The 17,182-nt window shown below is 70.6% G+C and carries 21 protein-coding genes; 11 read left to right on the top strand and 10 right to left on the bottom strand.

Annotated features, from left to right (window positions below):
- Positions 1 to 9 precede the first annotated feature (9 nt).
- From ACUN0C_RS13385 to otsB, 4 genes are all read left to right on the top strand, one after another.
- Positions 10 to 894: a BadF/BadG/BcrA/BcrD ATPase family protein gene (locus tag ACUN0C_RS13385; RefSeq protein WP_445466882.1), complete on the top strand. Its 885-nt coding sequence runs from the start codon at positions 10 to 12 to the stop codon at positions 892 to 894.
- Entirely contained in the window at positions 891 to 2,003 is a 1,113-nt protein-coding gene (locus tag ACUN0C_RS13380; protein WP_445466881.1) for an N-acetylglucosamine-6-phosphate deacetylase, read from the top strand. Before ACUN0C_RS13385 ends, ACUN0C_RS13380 begins: the two co-directional genes overlap by 4 nt.
- Entirely contained in the window at positions 1,996 to 2,907 is a 912-nt protein-coding gene (locus ACUN0C_RS13375; RefSeq protein WP_445466880.1) for a DMT family transporter, read from the top strand. Before ACUN0C_RS13380 ends, ACUN0C_RS13375 begins: the two co-directional genes overlap by 8 nt.
- Positions 2,908 to 2,979: 72 nt before the next feature.
- On the top strand, positions 2,980 to 3,723 hold the full coding sequence (gene otsB, locus ACUN0C_RS13370) for a trehalose-phosphatase (protein ID WP_445466879.1): 744 nt from the start codon (positions 2,980 to 2,982) through the stop codon (positions 3,721 to 3,723).
- A 16-nt stretch (positions 3,724 to 3,739) separates the two neighbouring features.
- Here the strand turns inward: otsB and ACUN0C_RS13365 are convergent, their stop codons facing one another.
- The 6 genes from ACUN0C_RS13365 to ACUN0C_RS13340 form a co-directional block, all read right to left on the bottom strand.
- Positions 3,740 to 5,245 (bottom strand): tripartite tricarboxylate transporter permease, encoded by a 1,506-nt coding sequence (locus ACUN0C_RS13365; protein ID WP_445466878.1) that lies wholly within the window; start codon positions 5,243 to 5,245, stop codon positions 3,740 to 3,742.
- Between the two features lie 12 nt (positions 5,246 to 5,257).
- Positions 5,258 to 5,713 (bottom strand): tripartite tricarboxylate transporter TctB family protein, encoded by a 456-nt coding sequence (locus tag ACUN0C_RS13360; protein ID WP_445466877.1) that lies wholly within the window; start codon positions 5,711 to 5,713, stop codon positions 5,258 to 5,260.
- A gap of 96 nt (positions 5,714 to 5,809) precedes the next feature.
- Positions 5,810 to 6,784 (bottom strand): tripartite tricarboxylate transporter substrate-binding protein, encoded by a 975-nt coding sequence (locus ACUN0C_RS13355; protein ID WP_445466876.1) that lies wholly within the window; start codon positions 6,782 to 6,784, stop codon positions 5,810 to 5,812.
- A gap of 98 nt (positions 6,785 to 6,882) precedes the next feature.
- Entirely contained in the window at positions 6,883 to 7,506 is a 624-nt protein-coding gene (locus ACUN0C_RS13350; RefSeq protein ID WP_445466875.1) for a LysE family translocator, read from the bottom strand.
- Between the two features lie 96 nt (positions 7,507 to 7,602).
- On the bottom strand, positions 7,603 to 8,103 hold the full coding sequence (locus tag ACUN0C_RS13345) for a cyclase dehydrase (protein ID WP_445466874.1): 501 nt from the start codon (positions 8,101 to 8,103) through the stop codon (positions 7,603 to 7,605).
- Positions 8,104 to 8,113: 10 nt separating this feature from the next.
- Positions 8,114 to 9,283, bottom strand: coding sequence for a zinc-dependent alcohol dehydrogenase (locus ACUN0C_RS13340; RefSeq protein ID WP_445466873.1), 1,170 nt, complete (start codon positions 9,281 to 9,283; stop codon positions 8,114 to 8,116).
- 204 nt (positions 9,284 to 9,487) lie between these two features.
- Between ACUN0C_RS13340 and ACUN0C_RS13335 the strand changes: the two genes are divergently transcribed.
- Complete coding sequence (locus ACUN0C_RS13335) at positions 9,488 to 10,498, top strand: SDR family oxidoreductase (protein WP_445466872.1); 1,011 nt, start codon at positions 9,488 to 9,490, stop codon at positions 10,496 to 10,498.
- Positions 10,499 to 10,512: 14 nt separating this feature from the next.
- Here the strand turns inward: ACUN0C_RS13335 and ACUN0C_RS13330 are convergent, their stop codons facing one another.
- Positions 10,513 to 11,700: a pyridoxal phosphate-dependent aminotransferase gene (locus ACUN0C_RS13330; RefSeq protein WP_445466871.1), complete on the bottom strand. Its 1,188-nt coding sequence runs from the start codon at positions 11,698 to 11,700 to the stop codon at positions 10,513 to 10,515.
- A gap of 335 nt (positions 11,701 to 12,035) precedes the next feature.
- Here ACUN0C_RS13330 and ACUN0C_RS13325 point away from each other — a divergent pair, with 335 nt between their 5' ends.
- A complete protein-coding gene (locus ACUN0C_RS13325; RefSeq protein WP_445466870.1) occupies positions 12,036 to 12,317 on the top strand; it encodes a hypothetical protein in 282 nt (93 codons plus the stop codon).
- Between the two features lie 34 nt (positions 12,318 to 12,351).
- Positions 12,352 to 12,810 (top strand): c-type cytochrome, encoded by a 459-nt coding sequence (locus ACUN0C_RS13320; protein ID WP_445466869.1) that lies wholly within the window; start codon positions 12,352 to 12,354, stop codon positions 12,808 to 12,810.
- A 7-nt stretch (positions 12,811 to 12,817) separates the two neighbouring features.
- Here ACUN0C_RS13320 and radC read toward each other — a convergent pair whose 3' ends face one another.
- Both radC and map read right to left on the bottom strand, forming a co-directional pair.
- On the bottom strand, positions 12,818 to 13,519 hold the full coding sequence (gene radC, locus ACUN0C_RS13315) for a RadC family protein (protein ID WP_445466868.1): 702 nt from the start codon (positions 13,517 to 13,519) through the stop codon (positions 12,818 to 12,820).
- Positions 13,506 to 14,354: a type I methionyl aminopeptidase gene (map, locus tag ACUN0C_RS13310; RefSeq protein WP_445466867.1), complete on the bottom strand. Its 849-nt coding sequence runs from the start codon at positions 14,352 to 14,354 to the stop codon at positions 13,506 to 13,508. The genes radC and map overlap by 14 nt, the downstream gene beginning before the upstream one ends.
- 156 nt (positions 14,355 to 14,510) lie before the next feature.
- Here map and ACUN0C_RS13305 point away from each other — a divergent pair, with 156 nt between their 5' ends.
- Positions 14,511 to 15,245 (top strand): competence/damage-inducible protein A, encoded by a 735-nt coding sequence (locus tag ACUN0C_RS13305; RefSeq protein WP_445466866.1) that lies wholly within the window; start codon positions 14,511 to 14,513, stop codon positions 15,243 to 15,245.
- 80 nt (positions 15,246 to 15,325) lie between these two features.
- Complete coding sequence (gpt, locus tag ACUN0C_RS13300) at positions 15,326 to 15,826, top strand: xanthine phosphoribosyltransferase (RefSeq protein WP_445466865.1); 501 nt, start codon at positions 15,326 to 15,328, stop codon at positions 15,824 to 15,826.
- Positions 15,827 to 15,851: 25 nt separating this feature from the next.
- On the opposite strand, the gene ACUN0C_RS13295 is transcribed toward gpt, so the two are convergent.
- Entirely contained in the window at positions 15,852 to 16,016 is a 165-nt protein-coding gene (locus ACUN0C_RS13295; RefSeq protein ID WP_445466864.1) for a hypothetical protein, read from the bottom strand.
- Positions 16,017 to 16,250: 234 nt separating this feature from the next.
- On the opposite strand from ACUN0C_RS13295, the gene ACUN0C_RS13290 reads away from it, so the two are divergent.
- On the top strand, positions 16,251 to 16,640 hold the full coding sequence (locus ACUN0C_RS13290) for a response regulator (RefSeq protein ID WP_445466863.1): 390 nt from the start codon (positions 16,251 to 16,253) through the stop codon (positions 16,638 to 16,640).
- A 6-nt stretch (positions 16,641 to 16,646) separates the two neighbouring features.
- A complete protein-coding gene (locus ACUN0C_RS13285; RefSeq protein ID WP_445466862.1) occupies positions 16,647 to 17,042 on the top strand; it encodes a response regulator in 396 nt (131 codons plus the stop codon).
- The last annotated feature ends 140 nt before the right edge of the window (positions 17,043 to 17,182 follow it).

Genomic DNA, 17,182 nt, shown 5'->3' with positions numbered 1-17,182 from the left:
GAGGCGGCCATGGAGCGGCTCATCCTCTGCGTCGACGGCGGCGGCACCCGGTCGCGCGCGCGCCTCGTCCGGCGCGACGGGACGGTCCTTGCCGCGGCCCAGGGCGGCCCCTGCAATGCGACGACCGACGCTGCCCGCGCCGCGGCGAGCGTCTCGGACCTGTGGCGGATGGCGGCTGCGGCTGCGGGGCTCGGAGGCGGCGCCGAAGCGGGCGCCGAGCTCGCCATCGGCGCCGCCGGGCTCGGCCTTGCCGCCTCGCGCGAGCGGCTCTTCGCCGCGCTGCCGCGCTTCGCCGGGCGGATCGTCATGAGCGACGGCTATGCGGCCCTGGTCGGCGCCGGCGAGGGGCGTCCCGCCGGGCTCGTCGTGATGGGAACCGGCGCGGTCGCCCATGCGCTGCGTGCCGATGGGGTGTCGGTGCAGCGCGACGGCTGGGGCTGGATCGGCGGCGACCGCGGCTCGGGCGCCTGGATCGGGCGCGAGGCGGTGCAGCATGCGCTCGCGGCGCGAGACGGCGCGTCGGCGGGAAGCGCGCTCGCCGCCAGGATCGCCTCCCAACTCGGAGGCGAGGATGCGGCGATCCTCGCCTGGCTGAGCCAGGCCGGGCAGGGGCCGCTCGCCTCGCTGACGCCGCTCGTGGCGGAGGCGGCGTCGGCCGGCGACGAGGCGGCCGGAGCGATCCTCGACCGCGCCGCCGGTCATGGCGCCGCGCTCGTGCGCTGCCTCGGGCTCGGCGAGGGGACCCCGGTCTTCGCGGTCGGATCGGTCGCGGACCTTCTTCGCAGCCGGATGGAGGCGCTTCTCGGGCGAGCCTTCGATCCCCCGGCCGGAGACGCCATGCACGGCGCGTTCCTCGTCGCGACGGGCCGGGCGCCGCCGGAGCGCCGGGCATGACGAGCCTCCGGGGTTCTATCCGCGTCGCGGGCGGCTGGGTGGACGGCGAGATCGTCGTGGCGGGCGACCGCATTGCGGCGATCGAGGGAAGGCGCCTCGCCCCGGCCGAGACCCCGGGGCCGCCCTATGTCGTCCCGGGCTTCGTCGACCTCCATGTTCATGGCGGCGACGGCGCCGACGCCATGGAGGGCGAGGATGCGGTGCGCCGCATGGCCCGCTTCCACGCCTGCCACGGCACGACGGCGCTCGCGCCGACGACGGTCACGGCGCCGCGCGCCGACATCGAGGCGGCGCTCGCCGGCATCGAGTCGGTGCGGCGCGCGCCTGCCACCGGGGAGGCGCTCGTCCTCGGCGCGCATCTCGAAGGCCCCTTCATCAATCCGGACAAGCTCGGGGCGCAGCCGCCCTTCGCAATACCGCCGGATCCCGTGCTCGCGCGCGCCTGGTCGGCGCTGTGCCCGCTCGTCGTGGCCACGCTCGCGCCGGAACTTCCGGGCGCAGGCGAGCTCATTGCGGCGCTCGCCGGCCTCGGCTGCCGGGTGCAGATCGGGCACAGCCTTGCCGGCGCGGAAGAGGCGGAGAAGGCGCTCGCCGCCGGCGCTTCGGGCTTCACGCATCTCTTCAACGCCATGTCGGGGCTCGACCACCGGGACCCCGGATGCGCGGCCGCCGCTCTCGCCTTCGGGCAGAGCGCGGAGATCATCCCCGATCTGCATCACGTCGCGCCCGCCATGATCCGCGCGGCGGCCCGCTGCGTGCCGCAGCTCTATGCCGTCACCGACGCGATCTCGGCGGCCGGCATGCCGGACGGGACCTATCGCCTCGGCTCGCATTCGGTGGAGAAGCGCGGGGAGCGGGCGCTGATGCAGGACGGCGCCACGCTCGCCGGCAGCGTGCTGACGATGGACCGGGCCTTGCGGAACCTCGTCGCGACCGGCCTGCCGCTCGAGACGGCCATCGCGATGGCGAGCACGCGTCCCGCAGACCATGTCGGCCGCCCCGATCTCGGCCGCATCGCGGCGGGTGCGCGCGCCGACCTCGTGCGGCTCGATCGCGACCTCCAGGTGGAGACCGTCCTCCTCGCCGGCGCGGCCCTTCCCGATGTCTGACACCCGCCTTGCCCGCCTGGTCGCACTCGTCGCGCCGGGCGTCTTCGTCGTGCTCTGGGCGACGGGCTTCATCGGCGCCCGCATGACAATGCCCTATGCGGAACCGATGACCCTGCTCGTCATGCGGTTCGTCCTCGCCGGAACGGTCCTTTTCGCCATTGCGCTCGCCATGCGCTCCGCCTGGCCGAAGGGCCTCCGCGCCTTCGGCCATGTCGCCGTCGCCGGGCTGCTGATCCAGGCGATCTATCTCGGCGGCGTGTTCGCGGCGATCCGGCTCGGGCTCGAGGCCGGCGTCAGCGCGCTCATCGTCGGCGTGCAGCCGATCGTGACGGCCGCCCTCGCAGGTCCGGTGCTCGGCGAGCGGGTGGGGCTCGTCAAATGGGCGGGCCTTGCGCTCGGCGCCCTCGGCGTCGTCCTCGTCGTGGAACAGAAGCTCGCCGCCGGACTCGGCACGCCCGTCGCCGTGGCGCTCTGCATCCTCTCGCTCTTCGCGATCGCGATCGGCACGCTGTACCAGAAGCGCTTCTGCGCCGAGCAGCCGATCGTGACCGCCACCATCGTCCAGTACGGCGCCTCGGCGGTGTTCTGCCTCGGCCTGTCGTTCATGTTCGAGACCCGCGTCGTCCACTGGTCGGGCGAGATGCTGCTCGGCCTCGCATGGCTCGCGCTCGTGCTGTCCTGCGGCGCGGTCACGCTGCTCTACTGGCTGCTGCGCAAGGGCGCGGCGGCGAACGTGGCGAGCCTCTTCTTCATGATCCCGCCCTGCGCGGCGCTCATGGGATGGGCGCTGTTCGGGGAAACGATGAACGCCGTCGCGCTTCTCGGAATGGCTTTCGCCGTGGCCGGCGTGGCCATCGTCAACCGCGAGGGCCGGCGTGCGGCCGCGGTGCCGCCGCCGCGTTGACTTCCCCGCATTGCCATCGCCGCGTTGACCTCGCCGCGTTGACCTCCCTGCGCTTCGTGCCATGTTCCGGCCATGACACAGGACGCCCAGCCGCCGCTCGACCCCGCCCGCCACGCGCTGTTCCTCGACTTCGACGGCACCTTCGTGGATTTCGCTCCCGAGCCCGATGCGATCGCGCTCCGTCCGGGCGCGCGCGAACGCCTCGACGCGCTGGCGCGCAGGTTCGGCGGCGCGCTGGCGCTCGTCACCGGCAGGCGGATCGCGAACCTCGACGGCCACCTTGCGCCGCTGCGGCTGCCGACGGCGGGGCTGCACGGCCAGGAGAGCCGGTTCACCGGCGACGACGCGGTGAGCTTCCGGCCGACCAGCCCGCAGATGGACGAGGCGCGCGGGCGCGTCGGCGACGCGCTCGGCCCCGGCGACCCGATCGCGCTCGAGGACAAGGGCGGCGCGCTGGTGCTCCATTTCCGCAAGGCGCCCGAAGAGGCCGAGCGGGCGCGGGCGATCGGCCGTGCCGCCGTCGCGGGGCTGGACGACCTCCATGCGCAGTCCGGCCATGCCATCGTCGAGATCCGCCAGCGCGGAATCGGCAAGGCGGACGCGGTCCGGCTCTTCGCGGAGCGCCCGCCCTTCGCCGGCCGCGTGCCGGTCTTCGTCGGCGACGACACGACGGACGAGGACGGCTTCCGTGCCGCGGCCGAGCTCGGCGGGTTCGGCGTGAAGGTGGGGCAGGGGGAGAGCGCGGCACGCTACCGCCTCGCCGACGTCTCCGCCGTCCATGACTGGCTGGAGCGGACCGCGCGGCAGGAACCCTGACGGCCGCGGCGGCCGGTCAGTCCTCCTCGACGAACACCTCCTCGCGCTTCTTCCGGACCGCCGGGAGGATGGTCACGACGAGGATGAGCACGGCGGCGATCAGCAGGCCGGCGCTGATCGGCCGGTTGAGGAAGATCATCGGATCGCCGCGCGAGATGATCATGGCGCGGCGGAGGTGCTCCTCCAGCAGCGGCCCGAGCACGAAGCCGAGCAGGAGCGGCGCCGGCTCGCAGCCGAGCTTCACGAGCGTGTAGCCGATCACGCCCATCGCCACGATGGAATAGACGTCGAAGGCGTTGAGGCTGATGCTGTACGTGCCGATGCTGGCGAAGGCGATGATGGCTGGGAAGAGCACCTTGTAGGGGATGGTCAGCATCTTCACCCACAGCCCGATGAGGGGCAGGTTGAGCACGACCAGCATCAGGTTGCCCACCCACATCGAGACGATGATGCCCCAGAACAGCGCCGGCTCGTCCTTGATGACGTTCGGCCCCGGCGTGATGCCCTGGATGATGAAGGCGCCGATGATGAGCGCCATCACCGGGTGCGCCGGTATGCCGAGCGTAAGGAGCGGGATGAACGAGGTCTGGGCGGCGGCGTTGTTGGCCGATTCCGGCCCGGCCACGCCCTCGATGGCGCCTTTCCCGAACCGCTCCGGCGTCCGCGAGACCCGCTTCTCGAGCGAATAGGAGGCGAAGGAGGAGAGCACGTGCCCGCCTCCCGGCAGGATGCCGAGGACCGAGCCGAGCGCCGTGCCGCGCAGGATCGGGCCGACCACGCGCCGGACGTCGTCGCGCGTCAGCCAGAGATTGCTGACCCGCTTCACGCCGACCGTGCGGGTCGATTGGTGCTCGAGGTTGCGCAGGATCTCGGCGACGCCGAACACGCCGACCGCCACCGCCACGAAGTTGATTCCGCTGTAGAGCTCGAAGAAGGCGAAGGTGAAGCGCGGCGTGCCGGTGTAGATGTCCTGGCCGACCATGCCGAGCAGCAGCCCGAGCACGATCATCGCCAGCGCCTTCACGATCGAGCCGTGCGCGAGCGCGATCGAGGCGATGAGCCCGAGCACGATGAGCGAGAAATATTCGGGCGGGCCGAATTTCAGCGCCATGCGGGCGAGCGGCGGCGCCGCCACCGCCAGGATGAGGGTGGCGACCGTCCCCGCGAAGAACGAGCCGATTGCCGCGCAGGCGAGCGCCGGGCCGGCGCGCCCCTGCCGCGCCATCATGTAGCCGTCGATCGCGGTCACGGCGGAGGAGGATTCGCCCGGCAGGTTGATGAGGATCGCCGTCGTCGAGCCGCCGTACTGCGCGCCGTAATAGATGCCGGCGAGCATGATGAGCGCGGTCACCGGCTCGAAGTTGAAGGTGATCGGCAGCAGCATCGCGATCGTGGCGGTCGGCCCGATGCCCGGCAGCACGCCTACCAGCGTTCCGAGCAGGACGCCGACGAAGCAGTAGAGGACGTTGACCGGGTTGAGCGCGGTTTCGAAGCCGAGGCCGAGATTGGCGAGGAGTTCCATGGCTCGGCCTTCTCAGATCGGCAGCCAGCGGCCGAAGATCGGCATGGTGACGCCGAGCGCGTAGACGAAGATCAGGATGCAGAAGGCGGTGAGCGCCGCCGCCAGCACGATCGCCGTCAGCACGCCGGTGCTGCGGCTCGCGAGTGCCGTGAGGAGCAGCGTGACGAACAGGGCCGGCGCGAGCCCGAGCCCCTGCACCGTTGCGCCGAAGAAGACGAGCGCGCCGAGCAGGAACAGCGCGCCGCGCCAGGGGATCGACCCGATCGGTCCCAGGTCGCCGGCGATGAAGCCCTGCACCAGGATGACGAGGCCTAGAACGACGAGGATGCCGGCGAGGAGCAGGGGGAAATAGCCGGGCCCCATGCGCAGCGCGGTCCCGAGATCGTAGCCGAGCGCGGCATAGCCGAAGGCGATCCCGAAGCCGATGAAGGCGAGGCCCGCCAGGATGTCCTTGATCGATTTCTGCATGAAGACCCGGCTTCGCCCGCTCGGCCGCGGGGGGAATGAAACGACGGGGCGGAGGAGCCGCCCCGTCGCGATGTCGATGGCGAAGGCGGCCGCCTCTTACTGCGCGCTCACGCCCGCTTCCTGGATGATCGGGCGCCACAGCTCGATCTGCGAGGTGAGCCGTTCGGTGTGGGCGGCGGGCGTCGCGAGGTCCTCGGAGACCGGCGCGGTGCCGAGCTCGGCGAAGCGCTTCACCACGTTCTCGTCCTTCAGCGCGTCCTTGAGCGCGGCGGAGAGCTTCTCGAGGATCGGCTCGGGCGTCCCGGCCGGCGCGTAGAGGCCGTGCCAGACGCTCACCTCGAAGCCGGGCAGGCCCGCTTCCGCGGCGGTCGGGAGGTCGGGCAGGGACTGCAGGCGCTCGCCGGTCGTGACGGCATAGGCCTTGACCTCGCCGGACTTGATCTGCCCGGTCGTGTTGGTGGTCTGGTCGCACATGAAGTCCACCTGGCCGCCGACGAGGTCGGTCAGGGCCGGGCCGGTGCCCTGGTAGGGGACCGTGGTGACCTCCACCCCGATCTCCTTCATCAGCAGCAGGCCGCAGAGATGCGAGGCCGCGCCGATGCCGGCATTGGCGTAGGTGACCTGGTCCTTGTGGTCCTTCACGTACTGGACGAGCTCCTCCATCGTGCCGGGCTCGAAGTCCTTGCGCGCGATGATGGTCATCGGCACCTCGGTGACGAGGCCGATCGTCGCCAGGTCCTTCAGCGGGTCGTAGGGCAGGTTCTTGTAGAGGGTCGGCGCGGTCGACATGCCGATGTGGTGCATCAGGATCGTGTAGCCGTCGGGCTGGGCGCGCGCGACCTGTCCGGCCGCCAGCGTGCCGCCCGCGCCGGCGACGTTCTGGACCACGATCTGCTGGCCGAGCGTCTTGCTCATCGGCTCGGCGATCAGGCGCGTCACGGTGTCGGTCGGGCCGCCGGCCGCGAACGGCACGACGACGGTCACGGGCTTCGTGGGATAGTTCTCCTGCCCGATCGCAACCCCTGTGAGGCCCGCGAGCACGACCGCGCCGGCCACTAGCAGTCTGCGCATTTCGTCTCCTCCCGTTTCTTTTCGGAATTGAGGTATTTTGCACCCGCTCCCGGAAGCGTCAAGGAAACCGGCCGCAGGAGCGGGACGGCCGGGGCCGGCTACGCCGCCTTCCGCCAGGCGACGGTGAGGAGCCCCGCGCCGACGAGGATCGACCCGCCGGCTCGGTTCACGGCGCGCTGCACGGCCGGCCGCCGGATCGTGGTGCGGGCCGCCGAGGCCATCAGCCCGTAGGCGGCCGCGTTGAGGGTGGCGAGCACCAGGAAGGTCGCCTCGAAGACGACCATCTGCGGCACGAGCGGCGCGCTCGGGACCAGGAACTGCGGCAGGAAGGCGACGAAGAAGACGATGCTCTTCGGGTTGAGGGCGGTGACCACGTAGGCGTGCGCGAAGATGCGCGAGGGCCGCGTCTCCGGCGCGGGCTCCGCGGCCGGGTCGGTCGCCGGCGCGCGCCACAGCTTCACGCCCAGATAGACGAGGTAGGCCGCGCCGATCCATTTGAGCACGGTGAAGAGCCCGGCCGAGGTCGCCAGCAGCGCGCCGAGGCCGAGCATGGAGGCGGTCATCGCGGTGAAGTCGCCGAGCGCCACGCCGGCGACTGTGGCGAGGCCGGAGCGGCGGCCGTGGGCGATGGCGTAGGAGACGACGAGGAGAACGGTCGGCCCCGGTATCGCGACCAGGATTGCGGATGCGGCGGCAAAGGCGAGCCAGTGCTCGAAGGACATCGGGACCCTCCCTGAACGCCCGCATGAAGCGCGCCGGCGCGTGGGAAGGCAAGAGCCGCAGCCGGGCGGCTGCGGCAGGCGTTTTAGGCGTCGCTCCTAGCGGGTCGCCGGCACCCCGACGGGCGCGGGCGGCCGCGTTCCGATGCCGCGCATCTCGACCGGCGGCCGCGGCAGGCCCGAGCGGTCAGAATAGTCGAAGACCGGCTCCGGCTCGCGGTCGCGCAGCATCTTCGCACAGATCACGTCGAGCACGGTTGCCCCGGCGACGGCGGCGATCGCGAACCCGACGTTCTCGCGCTTCGGGTTGTCGGGATGAAGGGCGCCGGCAAGGACGGCGAGGTCGAGCGCGTCGCCGCCGATCCGCGCCCAGATTGCAGGCTCCGGGTCGCTTCCGGCGAGCGCGGCCACGCCGGTCGCGACCTCGCGGGCGCCGAAGGCGCGGATCAGCCCGGCATGCTTCTCCATGCCGAGCGTGCGGGCGAGGCTCTCGGCGGCGACGAGCTCCATCACGCCGAGGCCGATGCTGAACCAGCCCATGCCCTCAGCGAGGCCTTCGCCGTGATCGGAGCGGTCGCGGCCGTGTCGGTAGTGGGACATCGTCATCACCTCAGGGCTTCAGGACGACCTTGACGCAGCCGTCGTGCTTGTCGCGGAACGTCTTGTAATATTCCGGGCCCTGCTCGAGCCCGACCGTGTGCGTGATCACGAAGGACGGGTCGATCTGCCCCTCCTGGATGCGGCGGAGCAGGTCGTCGGTCCAGCGGTTCACGTGGGTCTGGCCGGTGCGGATGGTGAGGCTCTTGTTCATCACCATGCCGAACGGGATCTTGTCGAGCAGGCCGCCATAGACGCCGGGGACGGAGAGGACGCCTGCCGGCCGGCAGACATACATCATCTCGCGCAGGACGTGCGGGCGGTCGGTCTCCATCATGGCCGCCTGCTTCACGCGGTCGTAGATGGAATCGAGCGTCGCGGTGGCGTGCGCCTCCATGCCGACGGCGTCGATGCACTTCTCCGGCCCCTTGCCCTGGGTCAGGTCGTTCAGTCGCTCGACCACGCTCTCCTCGTCGAAATTGATGGTGATCGCGCCGCCCGCCGCCGCCATCGAGAGCCGCTCCGGAACGTTGTCGATGCAGACCACCTGCTTCGCCCCGAGGAGCACCGCGCTGCGCACGCAGAACTGGCCGACCGGCCCGGCGCCCCAGATGGCGACCGTGTCGGTCGGCTCGACCTCGCACTGCACGACGGCCTGCCAGCCGGTGGGGAAGATGTCGCCGAGGAACAGGACCTGCTCGTCGGTGAGCCCGTCCGGCACCTTCACCGGCCCGACATCGGCGTAGGGCACGCGCACGTATTCGGCCTGGCCGCCGGGATAGCCGCCGGTCAGGTGCGTGTAGCCGTAGAGCCCGGCCGTGGTGTGGCCGAACGCCTTGTCGGCGATCTCCTTGTTGCGGTTGGTGCGCTCGCAGACCGAGAAATTGCCGCGCCGGCACTGGTCGCATTCGCCGCAGACGATCGTGAACGGCACGACGACGCGGTCGCCGACCTTCAGCTTGCGGTTCTCCGGGCCGACCTCGACGACCTCGCCCATGAACTCGTGGCCCATGATGTCGCCATGCTGCATCCCGGGCATGAAGCCGTCATAGAGGTGAAGGTCCGAGCCGCAGATCGCGCAGCTCGTGACCTTGACGATGGCGTCGCGCGGATGCTCGATCGCCGGGTCCGGCACCGTGTCGCATCTGATGTCCTGCTTTCCGTGCCAGCACAGTGCGCGCATTCGCCTCTCCTGAATGATTTCCGCGGGCGGCCCATCGAACGGCGCCGGGCCTCGCTCGCGTAACTACTGCCCGGCAGGGCATTGGTTCCCCTCGGGCCACTGCCGTCCGGCGGCAGACCGTCCGCGTGCCCCGGGGAACCGTGCGGGCGACCGGAGATTGTGGACTGAACACCGATCCGCCGATCTCAGTGGGAGCCCGCAGCCGTGAACCATCAGCTCAAGCCCGTCTCCGACCAGGTCATCGTCATCACGGGGGCTTCGAGCGGCATCGGCCTCGCCACGGCGCTCGCCGCCGCCCGGCAAGGCGCTCGCCTCGTCCTCGCCGCGCGGAACGGGTCAGCGCTGGCGGATGCCGAGCGGCGGGTGAGGGAAGCCGGCGGCGAGGCCGTCCACATCGTCGCCGACGTCGGCAGGCGCAGCGACCTGGAGGCGGTCGCTCAGGCCGCGCTCGAACGGTTCGGCGGCTTCGACACCTGGGTGAACAATGCCGGCGTCTCGATCTGGGGCAAGCTCGTCGACGTGAGCGACGAGGACCACCGGAAGCTGTTCGAGACGAATTTCTGGGGCGTGGTGTACGGCTCCACGATCGCGGTCGAGCATCTCCGGCAAAGAGGCGGCGCACTCGTCAACGTCGGCAGCGTCGCGTCCGACATGGCCTTGCCCATCCAGGGCATGTATGCGGCCAGCAAGCACGCGGTGAAGGGCTTCACGGACGCGCTCAGGATGGAGCTCGAGGCCGACGGGGCGCCGGTCTCCGTCACGCTCGTCAAGCCGACCTCGATCGACACGCCGTTCCCGCGGCATGCACGGAACTACACCGGGCAGGAGGCGAAGCTGCCGCCGCCCGTCTATCCGCCGGAGGAAGTGGCGAGGGCGATCCTCCATGCCGCCGCTCATCCGGCGCGCGACATCTATGTCGGAGGCGCGGCGAAGATGATGGCGAGCATGCAGAAGCATGCGCCGGGCACCATGGACTGGATCGGCGCCAACGTGATGGTCGGCCAGCAGCTGCGTGACGAGCCGGTCGGCGATCCGCACGGCGCGCTCCATCATGCCGGCCAGGACGGGGCGGTGCGCGGCGACCAGCCGGGCCACGTCATGGGGTCGAGCGCCTATACGCGGGCCTCGCTCCACCCGATCGTCGGCGCGGCGCTGTTCTCCGCCGCCGGCATCGCCGCGGCGGCGTGGCTTTCGGCCGGCCGCCAGAGGCACTGATCGCCGAGCGGGCGCTACGGCCCCTCGCGGCTCTCCAGGAACAGCTCGATGCGCTCCATCGCCTGCCGGATGTTGGCCTCGGAATTCGCGTAGGACACGCGGATGTAGCCTTCGCCGAAGACGCCGAAATCCGGCCCGCCAATGAGCGCGACGCCGGCTTCCTCCAGGAGTGCGGAGGCGAGCGGCTTCGCCCGGAACCCCGTCTCCGCGACGTTCGGGAAGGCGTAGAATGCACCCTTCGGCGTGATGCAGCTGATGCCCGGCAGCCCGTTGAGGAGTTCCGTCACGAGCTTGCGCCGGCGATCGAAGGCGGCGACCATTTCCGTCACCGCATCCTGCGGCCCGTCGATGGCCGCGATGCCCGCGTACTGCGCCGGCGCGTTCACGCAGGACCAGGCGTTCACCGCGAGCTTGCGGATCGGCTCCACCAGGGCGTCCGGCCAGATCGACCAGCCCATGCGCCAGCCGGTCATCGCCCAGGTCTTCGACCAGCCGTTCAGGAGGATCAGTCGGTCCCTGATCTCCTCGAAGCCGAGGAGCGAGACGTGCTCCTCGCCGTCATAGACCATCTGGTCGTAGATCTCGTCGGACAGGATCGCGACGTCCGGCCAGGCGTAGAGCCCGGCGACCAGCCGCTCGATCTCGGCGCGCGGGGTCACGCCCCCGGTGGGGTTCGCGGGCGAGTTGAGGATGATGAGCCGTGTGTCCGGCGTGATGAGGGCGAGCGTCTCCTCCGCGGAGAATGCGAAGCCGTTCTCCTCCCGGATCGGGATCGGCACCGGCCGCGCGCCGGTATACTCGATCATGGAGCGGTAGATCGGGAAGCCGGGGTCCGGGTAGAGGATGTCGGCGCCCGGCTCGCCGAACATGAGGATCGCCGCGAACATCGTCACCTTGCCGCCCGGCACGATGGCGACGTTGTCCGGCGACACCTCGACGCCCGTCGTCGCCAGCGTCCGCCGCGCCACCGCCTCGCGCAGCGGCAGGATGCCGGTGGCGGGCGTATAGCCGTGATGGCCGTCGCGGAGCGCCTTCACGGCCGCCTCGACGATGTGGTCGGGCGTGCGGAAGTCCGGCTGCCCGATGCCGAGATTGATGATGTCCCGCCCGGTGGCGGCGAGCGCCTGCGCGCGGGCGAGAACGGCGAAGGCGTTCTCCTCCCCGATTCGGTCGAAGGCTGCGATGGTGCGGAGCTGGGTCATGCCGGGATGCGCCTCCGATCCTCTCAGCGGGTGCGCTCGCGCACCGAGGCGCGCTTGCCGCCCTTCGTCCGGCATAGGCCAGACGGTCCCCTCGGTTCAAGCGCGCCGGCTGGCCGGCATGGGCGTTCTTCCCGCCGGAAGCTGCCGGCCGCTTGCATCGTGCATCATGCGGGAGTAGGCCGCTCGGCGCGGCGCGCCCGCGCCCAAAGCGGGCCGGCGTGGCAGCAGTCCCGCGAGGGCGCTGCTAACCCGTTGAAAGAAATTGGCAATCTTATTTCGCGACCCTATCCTTCTGATGACGGCCGCTGTTCGGCCGGGGATGATGGGATAGGTGAATGAGAGACGCCGAATTCCACTGGATCAGGCCGGACGGCCGCGCGGGCTACGGCCTCACGACCGCGAGCATCCTCTACTACATGCCGGACCACCCGGGCCTGCTGCAGAGCTTCGTCTGGCAGTTCTACGACATCTGTCCGGACTATCCGCGGCTCGGCAGGTTCCTCGACTATTGGCGCCGCGAGATCGTCGCGGCGATCCATTCCGTGGAGGTCGCCCACAACCGCCTGGTGACCCCGGCGGAGGTGCGGTCGGCGGCCTTCTACGGCCGCCTGAACTGATCGGCGCCGCGCAGCCGAAGACGGCCGGGGCGGCGTGCCGGGCAGGCCGGGCGGGCGCATGGGCCGCGCGCGCATGATCCCGCGCTGGCTCGCCTTCGCGGCAGTGGCGGCGACGGTCGTGGCGGGCCTCGCCCTCTGGCAAAAGCGCACGGATCCGGAAGGCCTGCCCGATATGCTTGCCGGCTCGCCCGATCTGCAGGAATCCGGCGAGCCGATCCCGTCGGAGGCCGGCGCGGCGCTCTTCGCGCAGAACTGCGCCGCCTGCCACGGCGCCGATGCCTTCGGGACCGACCGCGGCCCGCCCCTCGTCCACAGGATCTACGAGCCTTCGCACCATTCCGACGAGGCGTTCCTCGTCGCCATGCTTCTCGGCGTACGCCAGCATCACTGGACCTTCGGGTCGATGCCGCCGGTCGAGGGGCTGACGGAGCCCGAGGCGCGGACCATCGTCGCGCACCTGCGCGCCCTCCAGCGCGCCAACGGCATCCATTAGCGGCCGGTCAGATCAGGCCGAGGCCGCGGAAGCTCGCGTGGCCGTCGCGGCCGACGACGAGATGGTCGTGCACCACGATGCCGAGCGGCTTGGCGACATCGACGATGCTCTGCGTCATCTGGATGTCGGCGCGCGACGGCGTCGGGTCGCCCGACGGGTGGTTGTGGACGAGGATCACGGCCGAGGCCGAGAGCTCCAGCGCCCGCCGCACCACCTCGCGCGGATAGACCGGCGTGTGGTCGACCGTCCCGGTCTGCTGCACCTCGTCGGCAATCAGCGCGTTCTTCTTGTCGAGGAAGAGGATGCGGAACTGCTCGCGCTCCTCGTAGGCCATCGCCGTCCGGCAATAGTCGAGGAGCGCCGACCAGGACGACAGCACCGTCCGCTTGCGGACCGTTTCCCTGGCCATCCGCTCGGAGATGGCCTTCATCAGCTTCAGCTCCAGGACGACCCCTTCGCCGACCCCGTCGACCTCGCGCAGGCGCTGCGGCGATGCGGCGAGCACTTCGGCGAGCGTGCCGAAGCGCTTCAGGAGCGCCTTGGCGAGCGGCTTGGTATCGCGGCGGGGCAGGGCGCGGAACAGCGCGAGCTCGAGCAGCTCGTAGTCGGCGAGCACCGCCGCGCCGCCGTCCCGGAACCGCGCGCGCAGGCGCTCGCGATGGCCGTGGAAGTGCGGGAGGTCGGTTCCCGCGTCCTCAAGCCCCGCCATGCGCGCCGCCCTGCGGCATCGTCCCGTAGGGCGGCTTGTGCCGGCCCGCAGGCGACAGCGTGAAGACCTCGACGCCGGTCTCCGTGACGCCCACCATGTGCTCGAACTGCGCGGAGAGCGAGCGGTCCCGGGTCACGGCCGTCCAGCCGTCGGAGAGCAGCTTCACGTGCGGCCGGCCGAGATTGATCATCGGCTCGATGGTGAACACCATGCCCGGCTTCAGCAGGATGCCTTCGCCCGGGCGGCCGTAATGCAGCACGTTCGGCGCCTCGTGGAACGAGCGCCCGACGCCGTGGCCGCAGAAGTCCCGCACCACGGAGCAGCGCTCCGCCTCGGCATGGGTCTGGATCGCGTGGCCGATGTCGCCGAGCCGCCCGCCGGGACGCGCCGCGGCGATCCCGAGCATCAGGCATTCGTAGGTGACGTCGATCAGCCGCTCGGCGGCGCGCTTGGCCGTGCCCGCGACATACATGCGGCTCGAATCGCCGTGCCAGCCGTCGACGACGAAGGTGACGTCGATGTTGAGGATGTCGCCGTCCCGCAGCGGCTTGTCGTTCGGAATGCCGTGGCAGACCACGTGGTTGATCGAGGTACAGGTCGAATGCCGGTAGCCGCGGTAGTTGAGCGTCGCCGGAACGATGCCGTTCCGCATGGCGAAGTCGTAGACGAACGCGTCGATCGCCCGCGTGGTGACGCCGGGCGCCACCATGTCGGCGAGCTGGTCGAGGCACTCGGCCGCATACCGACCGGCTCGGCGCAGGCCGGCGAAGGCGTCCGCGTCGTAAAGAACGATCGTGTCCCTGGTGTGGGTGATCTCCGCCAGCGAATCCTGCATGCCGCGCCCGTGCTCCGTTCCGGCGTAAGCTAATGCATCCGCGCCGCGCTTTTAAGGGCCTCGCCCTGTTTTCGCGCGCCTCGCCGCCGGGCGGCCGCTTGCTTCGGCGCGCCGCCTCGGGCAAGGCAGGCGCAATCCAGGGCCGGGCCGACAGAGATGACCGACGCTTCCCCGATCACCGCCGCCGTCCTCGTGATCGGCGATGAGATTCTCTCCGGCCGCACCAAGGACCGCAACACCGGTTACATCGCCGACACGCTCACCGATATCGGGATCGATCTGGAGGAGGTGCGGATCGTCTCCGACCGGATGGAGGCGATCGTGGAGGCGGTCCGGGCGCTGAGCAGCCGCTACGATTACGTGCTGACCACCGGCGGGATCGGGCCGACCCACGACGACATCACCGCGGATGCGGTGGCGGCGGCCTTCGGCGTGCCGCTCGTCTTCGACGAGCGCGCCACCGCCATCCTGAAGGCGCATTACGACAGACGCGGCGTCGAGATGAACGACGCGCGCAGGCGGATGACGCGCATCCCCGAAGGGGCCGACCTGATCCCGAACCCGGTTTCCGCCGCACCGGGCTTCGCCATCGGCAACGTCTTCGTCATGGCCGGCGTGCCGGCGATCATGCAGGCGATGATGGACGACGTGGTGAAGCGGCTGCCCGCGGCCCGGCCGCTCCTCAGCGAGACGATCGAGGCCGGCCGCGGCGAGGGCGACGTCGCCGCCGCTCTGACGCGGGTCCAGGAGCAGTTCCCGGCGGTGCGCATGGGCTCCTATCCCTATCACGACGGCACGCGCTTCACGACGCGGCTCGTCCTGCGCAGCCGCGACGGCGCCATGCTCGCGGCGGCCGCTGAGGCGCTGCGGGCGGCCCTCGCCGGGATCTGACCCTCTTCCTTCGAGCTTTCGCCGCGGCGCGACTTGCCCTAGAGCGTCCCGTCCGCGCGGGCCGGACAGGGAGAACAGCGATGAGTCCAGCTTCGGAGAAGGCGTTCCCGGTTTCCTGGGACCAGTTCCACCGCGACGCGCGGGCGCTCGCCTGGCGGCTGGCCGGCGCCGGCCCGTTCCAGGCGATCGTCTGCATCACGCGCGGCGGCCTGGTTCCGGCCGCGATCGTCTGCCGGGAGCTCGAGATCCGCGTCATCGAGACGGTCTGCGTGGCGTCCTACCACGAATACAGGACGCAAGGGGCGACCGCCGTCCTGAAGGGCATCAGCCCCGATCTGGCGGGCGTTGCGGCGGGCGGGGAGGGGGTCCTCATCATCGACGACCTCGTCGATACGGGGAAGACCGCCTCCATAGTCCGCGAAATGCTGCCGAAGGCCCATTTCGCGACCGTCTACGCCAAGCCGATGGGCCGGCCGCTCGTCGACACCTTCGTCACCGAAGTCTCGCAGGACACCTGGATCTACTTCCCCTGGGATCTCGGCCTCTCGTTCCAGCCGCCGATCTCCGGCAGGCCTGCCTGACGGGGAACGGCAGCGTCTTCGCCCGTCAGCCAGTCTTCGGCAGGGGCAGGGGTGCCGGCGCAAGCTCTTCCTGTTGCCGGCTCAGTACGCGCGCCAGACCCGCTGCAATCGTTTGTTCGTTGATCGGCGGACAAGGCTGTCGATCATCTCTCACGAGTTCAAGTAATGCGGCGGCCTCCTCGCGGCGCATGGCGCTTCTCCACGTATGCTGTCCATGTATCGACCCGTTGTTTCCTGAAACGATGGTTAGCCGTATTGAGTTTCAATATCTGGTGCAGAAATCTCATGATTCTTTTCGCGCTCCGGATCATTGAAGCTGGCATTCCTTGGGCGGCGTTGGCCGCCGGTCGATTCGGGGTCGCAATTCGGGGCCGAGTCTTGTAGCCCCGTGCCACGACCTGTTGCCGAGCCTGGAAGGATTGCCATGTCGCCCGAAGTCCAGCTGCGGCACGGCCAGATCCGGGTGCTGATCGTCGAGGACGACGTGCTCGTCCGCGCCTTCGTGAGCGACGAGCTGCGGGCCGCGGGCTTCCAGGTGATCGAGGCGGCGAACGCCGACGAGGCCTGGGCCTTTCTCTCCGCCGGGTCGCCCGTCGACGTGGTGGTATCGGACGTGCAGATGCCCGGCTCCATGGACGGCATCGAACTCGCCCGCCGCGCCGGCCGGCTCCCGTCTTCGGTCCCGGTGATCCTCACCTCCGGCCGCGTGCATCCGGGCCCGCTACCGGGGCTCGCCGGATTCCTGCCGAAACCCTACCGGCTCGAGCGCCTCGTCGGCCTCATCCTGGAAACTTCGGAGGCTGCCGGGCGTTAGTCCGGCATGAATGAAGATGCCTGTGTCCTGATCCTCGAGGCGGACGTGCTGGTCCGCCAGCCGCTCGCCGAGTATCTGCGCGGATGCGGCTACCGCGTGCTGGAGGCGGCGAGCGCGGACGAGGCCCGCGTGCATCTCGCGCGCGGCAGCCGCAGCGTGGATCTGCTTCTCGCCAACCCGGCCGGCTTCGGCGGTGCCGGCTTCGCGCTCGCAACTTGGACGCGCGCCGTCTTTCCCGACATCGACATCGTGCTGGTCGGGTCGGTCGAGAAGGCGGCCGAGACCGCCGGCAAGCTGTGCGCGGACGGCGCGGACAAGGCGCGCGCCGACGGCCACCGCCTGGTGCTCGACCGGATCCGCCGGCTGAGGGCAGCCCGCGACCGCAACGGCCACTCGGAATAGCCCGCGAGACGTCTTCGCCCCGCCGCGCGCCGGGCGACGAGTGGGTGTTGCCGGATCGCCGGATCAAGTCCGGCGATGACGACAGAGAGAGAGGCGGGGGTGGTGCTTGTCCGTCGCTCGGCGCCTCCCGTCACGCTGTC

The sequence above is a fragment of the Faunimonas sp. B44 genome, from assembly GCF_052655945.1.
Note: the sequence above shows the minus strand (reverse complement) of the source record. Positions and strands in the feature narration are given on the sequence as shown.

What these genes read in the sequence shown, in the direction of transcription:
- ACUN0C_RS13385 (WP_445466882.1), top strand. Translation starts at nt 10, where the DNA reads ATGGAGCGGCTCATCCTCTGCGTCGACGGCGGCGGCACCCGGTCGCGC.
- ACUN0C_RS13380 (WP_445466881.1), top strand. Translation starts at nt 891, where the DNA reads ATGACGAGCCTCCGGGGTTCTATCCGCGTCGCGGGCGGCTGGGTGGAC.
- ACUN0C_RS13375 (WP_445466880.1), top strand. Translation starts at nt 1,996, where the DNA reads ATGTCTGACACCCGCCTTGCCCGCCTGGTCGCACTCGTCGCGCCGGGC.
- otsB (WP_445466879.1), top strand. Translation starts at nt 2,980, where the DNA reads ATGACACAGGACGCCCAGCCGCCGCTCGACCCCGCCCGCCACGCGCTG.
- ACUN0C_RS13365 (WP_445466878.1), bottom strand. Translation starts at nt 5,245, where the DNA reads ATGGAACTCCTCGCCAATCTCGGCCTCGGCTTCGAAACCGCGCTCAAC.
- ACUN0C_RS13360 (WP_445466877.1), bottom strand. Translation starts at nt 5,713, where the DNA reads ATGCAGAAATCGATCAAGGACATCCTGGCGGGCCTCGCCTTCATCGGC.
- ACUN0C_RS13355 (WP_445466876.1), bottom strand. Translation starts at nt 6,784, where the DNA reads ATGCGCAGACTGCTAGTGGCCGGCGCGGTCGTGCTCGCGGGCCTCACA.
- ACUN0C_RS13350 (WP_445466875.1), bottom strand. Translation starts at nt 7,506, where the DNA reads ATGTCCTTCGAGCACTGGCTCGCCTTTGCCGCCGCATCCGCAATCCTG.
- ACUN0C_RS13345 (WP_445466874.1), bottom strand. Translation starts at nt 8,103, where the DNA reads ATGTCCCACTACCGACACGGCCGCGACCGCTCCGATCACGGCGAAGGC.
- ACUN0C_RS13340 (WP_445466873.1), bottom strand. Translation starts at nt 9,283, where the DNA reads ATGCGCGCACTGTGCTGGCACGGAAAGCAGGACATCAGATGCGACACG.
- ACUN0C_RS13330 (WP_445466871.1), bottom strand. Translation starts at nt 11,700, where the DNA reads ATGACCCAGCTCCGCACCATCGCAGCCTTCGACCGAATCGGGGAGGAG.
- ACUN0C_RS13325 (WP_445466870.1), top strand. Translation starts at nt 12,036, where the DNA reads ATGAGAGACGCCGAATTCCACTGGATCAGGCCGGACGGCCGCGCGGGC.
- radC (WP_445466868.1), bottom strand. Translation starts at nt 13,519, where the DNA reads ATGGCGGGGCTTGAGGACGCGGGAACCGACCTCCCGCACTTCCACGGC.
- map (WP_445466867.1), bottom strand. Translation starts at nt 14,354, where the DNA reads ATGCAGGATTCGCTGGCGGAGATCACCCACACCAGGGACACGATCGTT.
- ACUN0C_RS13305 (WP_445466866.1), top strand. Translation starts at nt 14,511, where the DNA reads ATGACCGACGCTTCCCCGATCACCGCCGCCGTCCTCGTGATCGGCGAT.
- gpt (WP_445466865.1), top strand. Translation starts at nt 15,326, where the DNA reads ATGAGTCCAGCTTCGGAGAAGGCGTTCCCGGTTTCCTGGGACCAGTTC.
- ACUN0C_RS13295 (WP_445466864.1), bottom strand. Translation starts at nt 16,016, where the DNA reads ATGCGCCGCGAGGAGGCCGCCGCATTACTTGAACTCGTGAGAGATGAT.
- ACUN0C_RS13290 (WP_445466863.1), top strand. Translation starts at nt 16,251, where the DNA reads ATGTCGCCCGAAGTCCAGCTGCGGCACGGCCAGATCCGGGTGCTGATC.
- ACUN0C_RS13285 (WP_445466862.1), top strand. Translation starts at nt 16,647, where the DNA reads ATGAATGAAGATGCCTGTGTCCTGATCCTCGAGGCGGACGTGCTGGTC.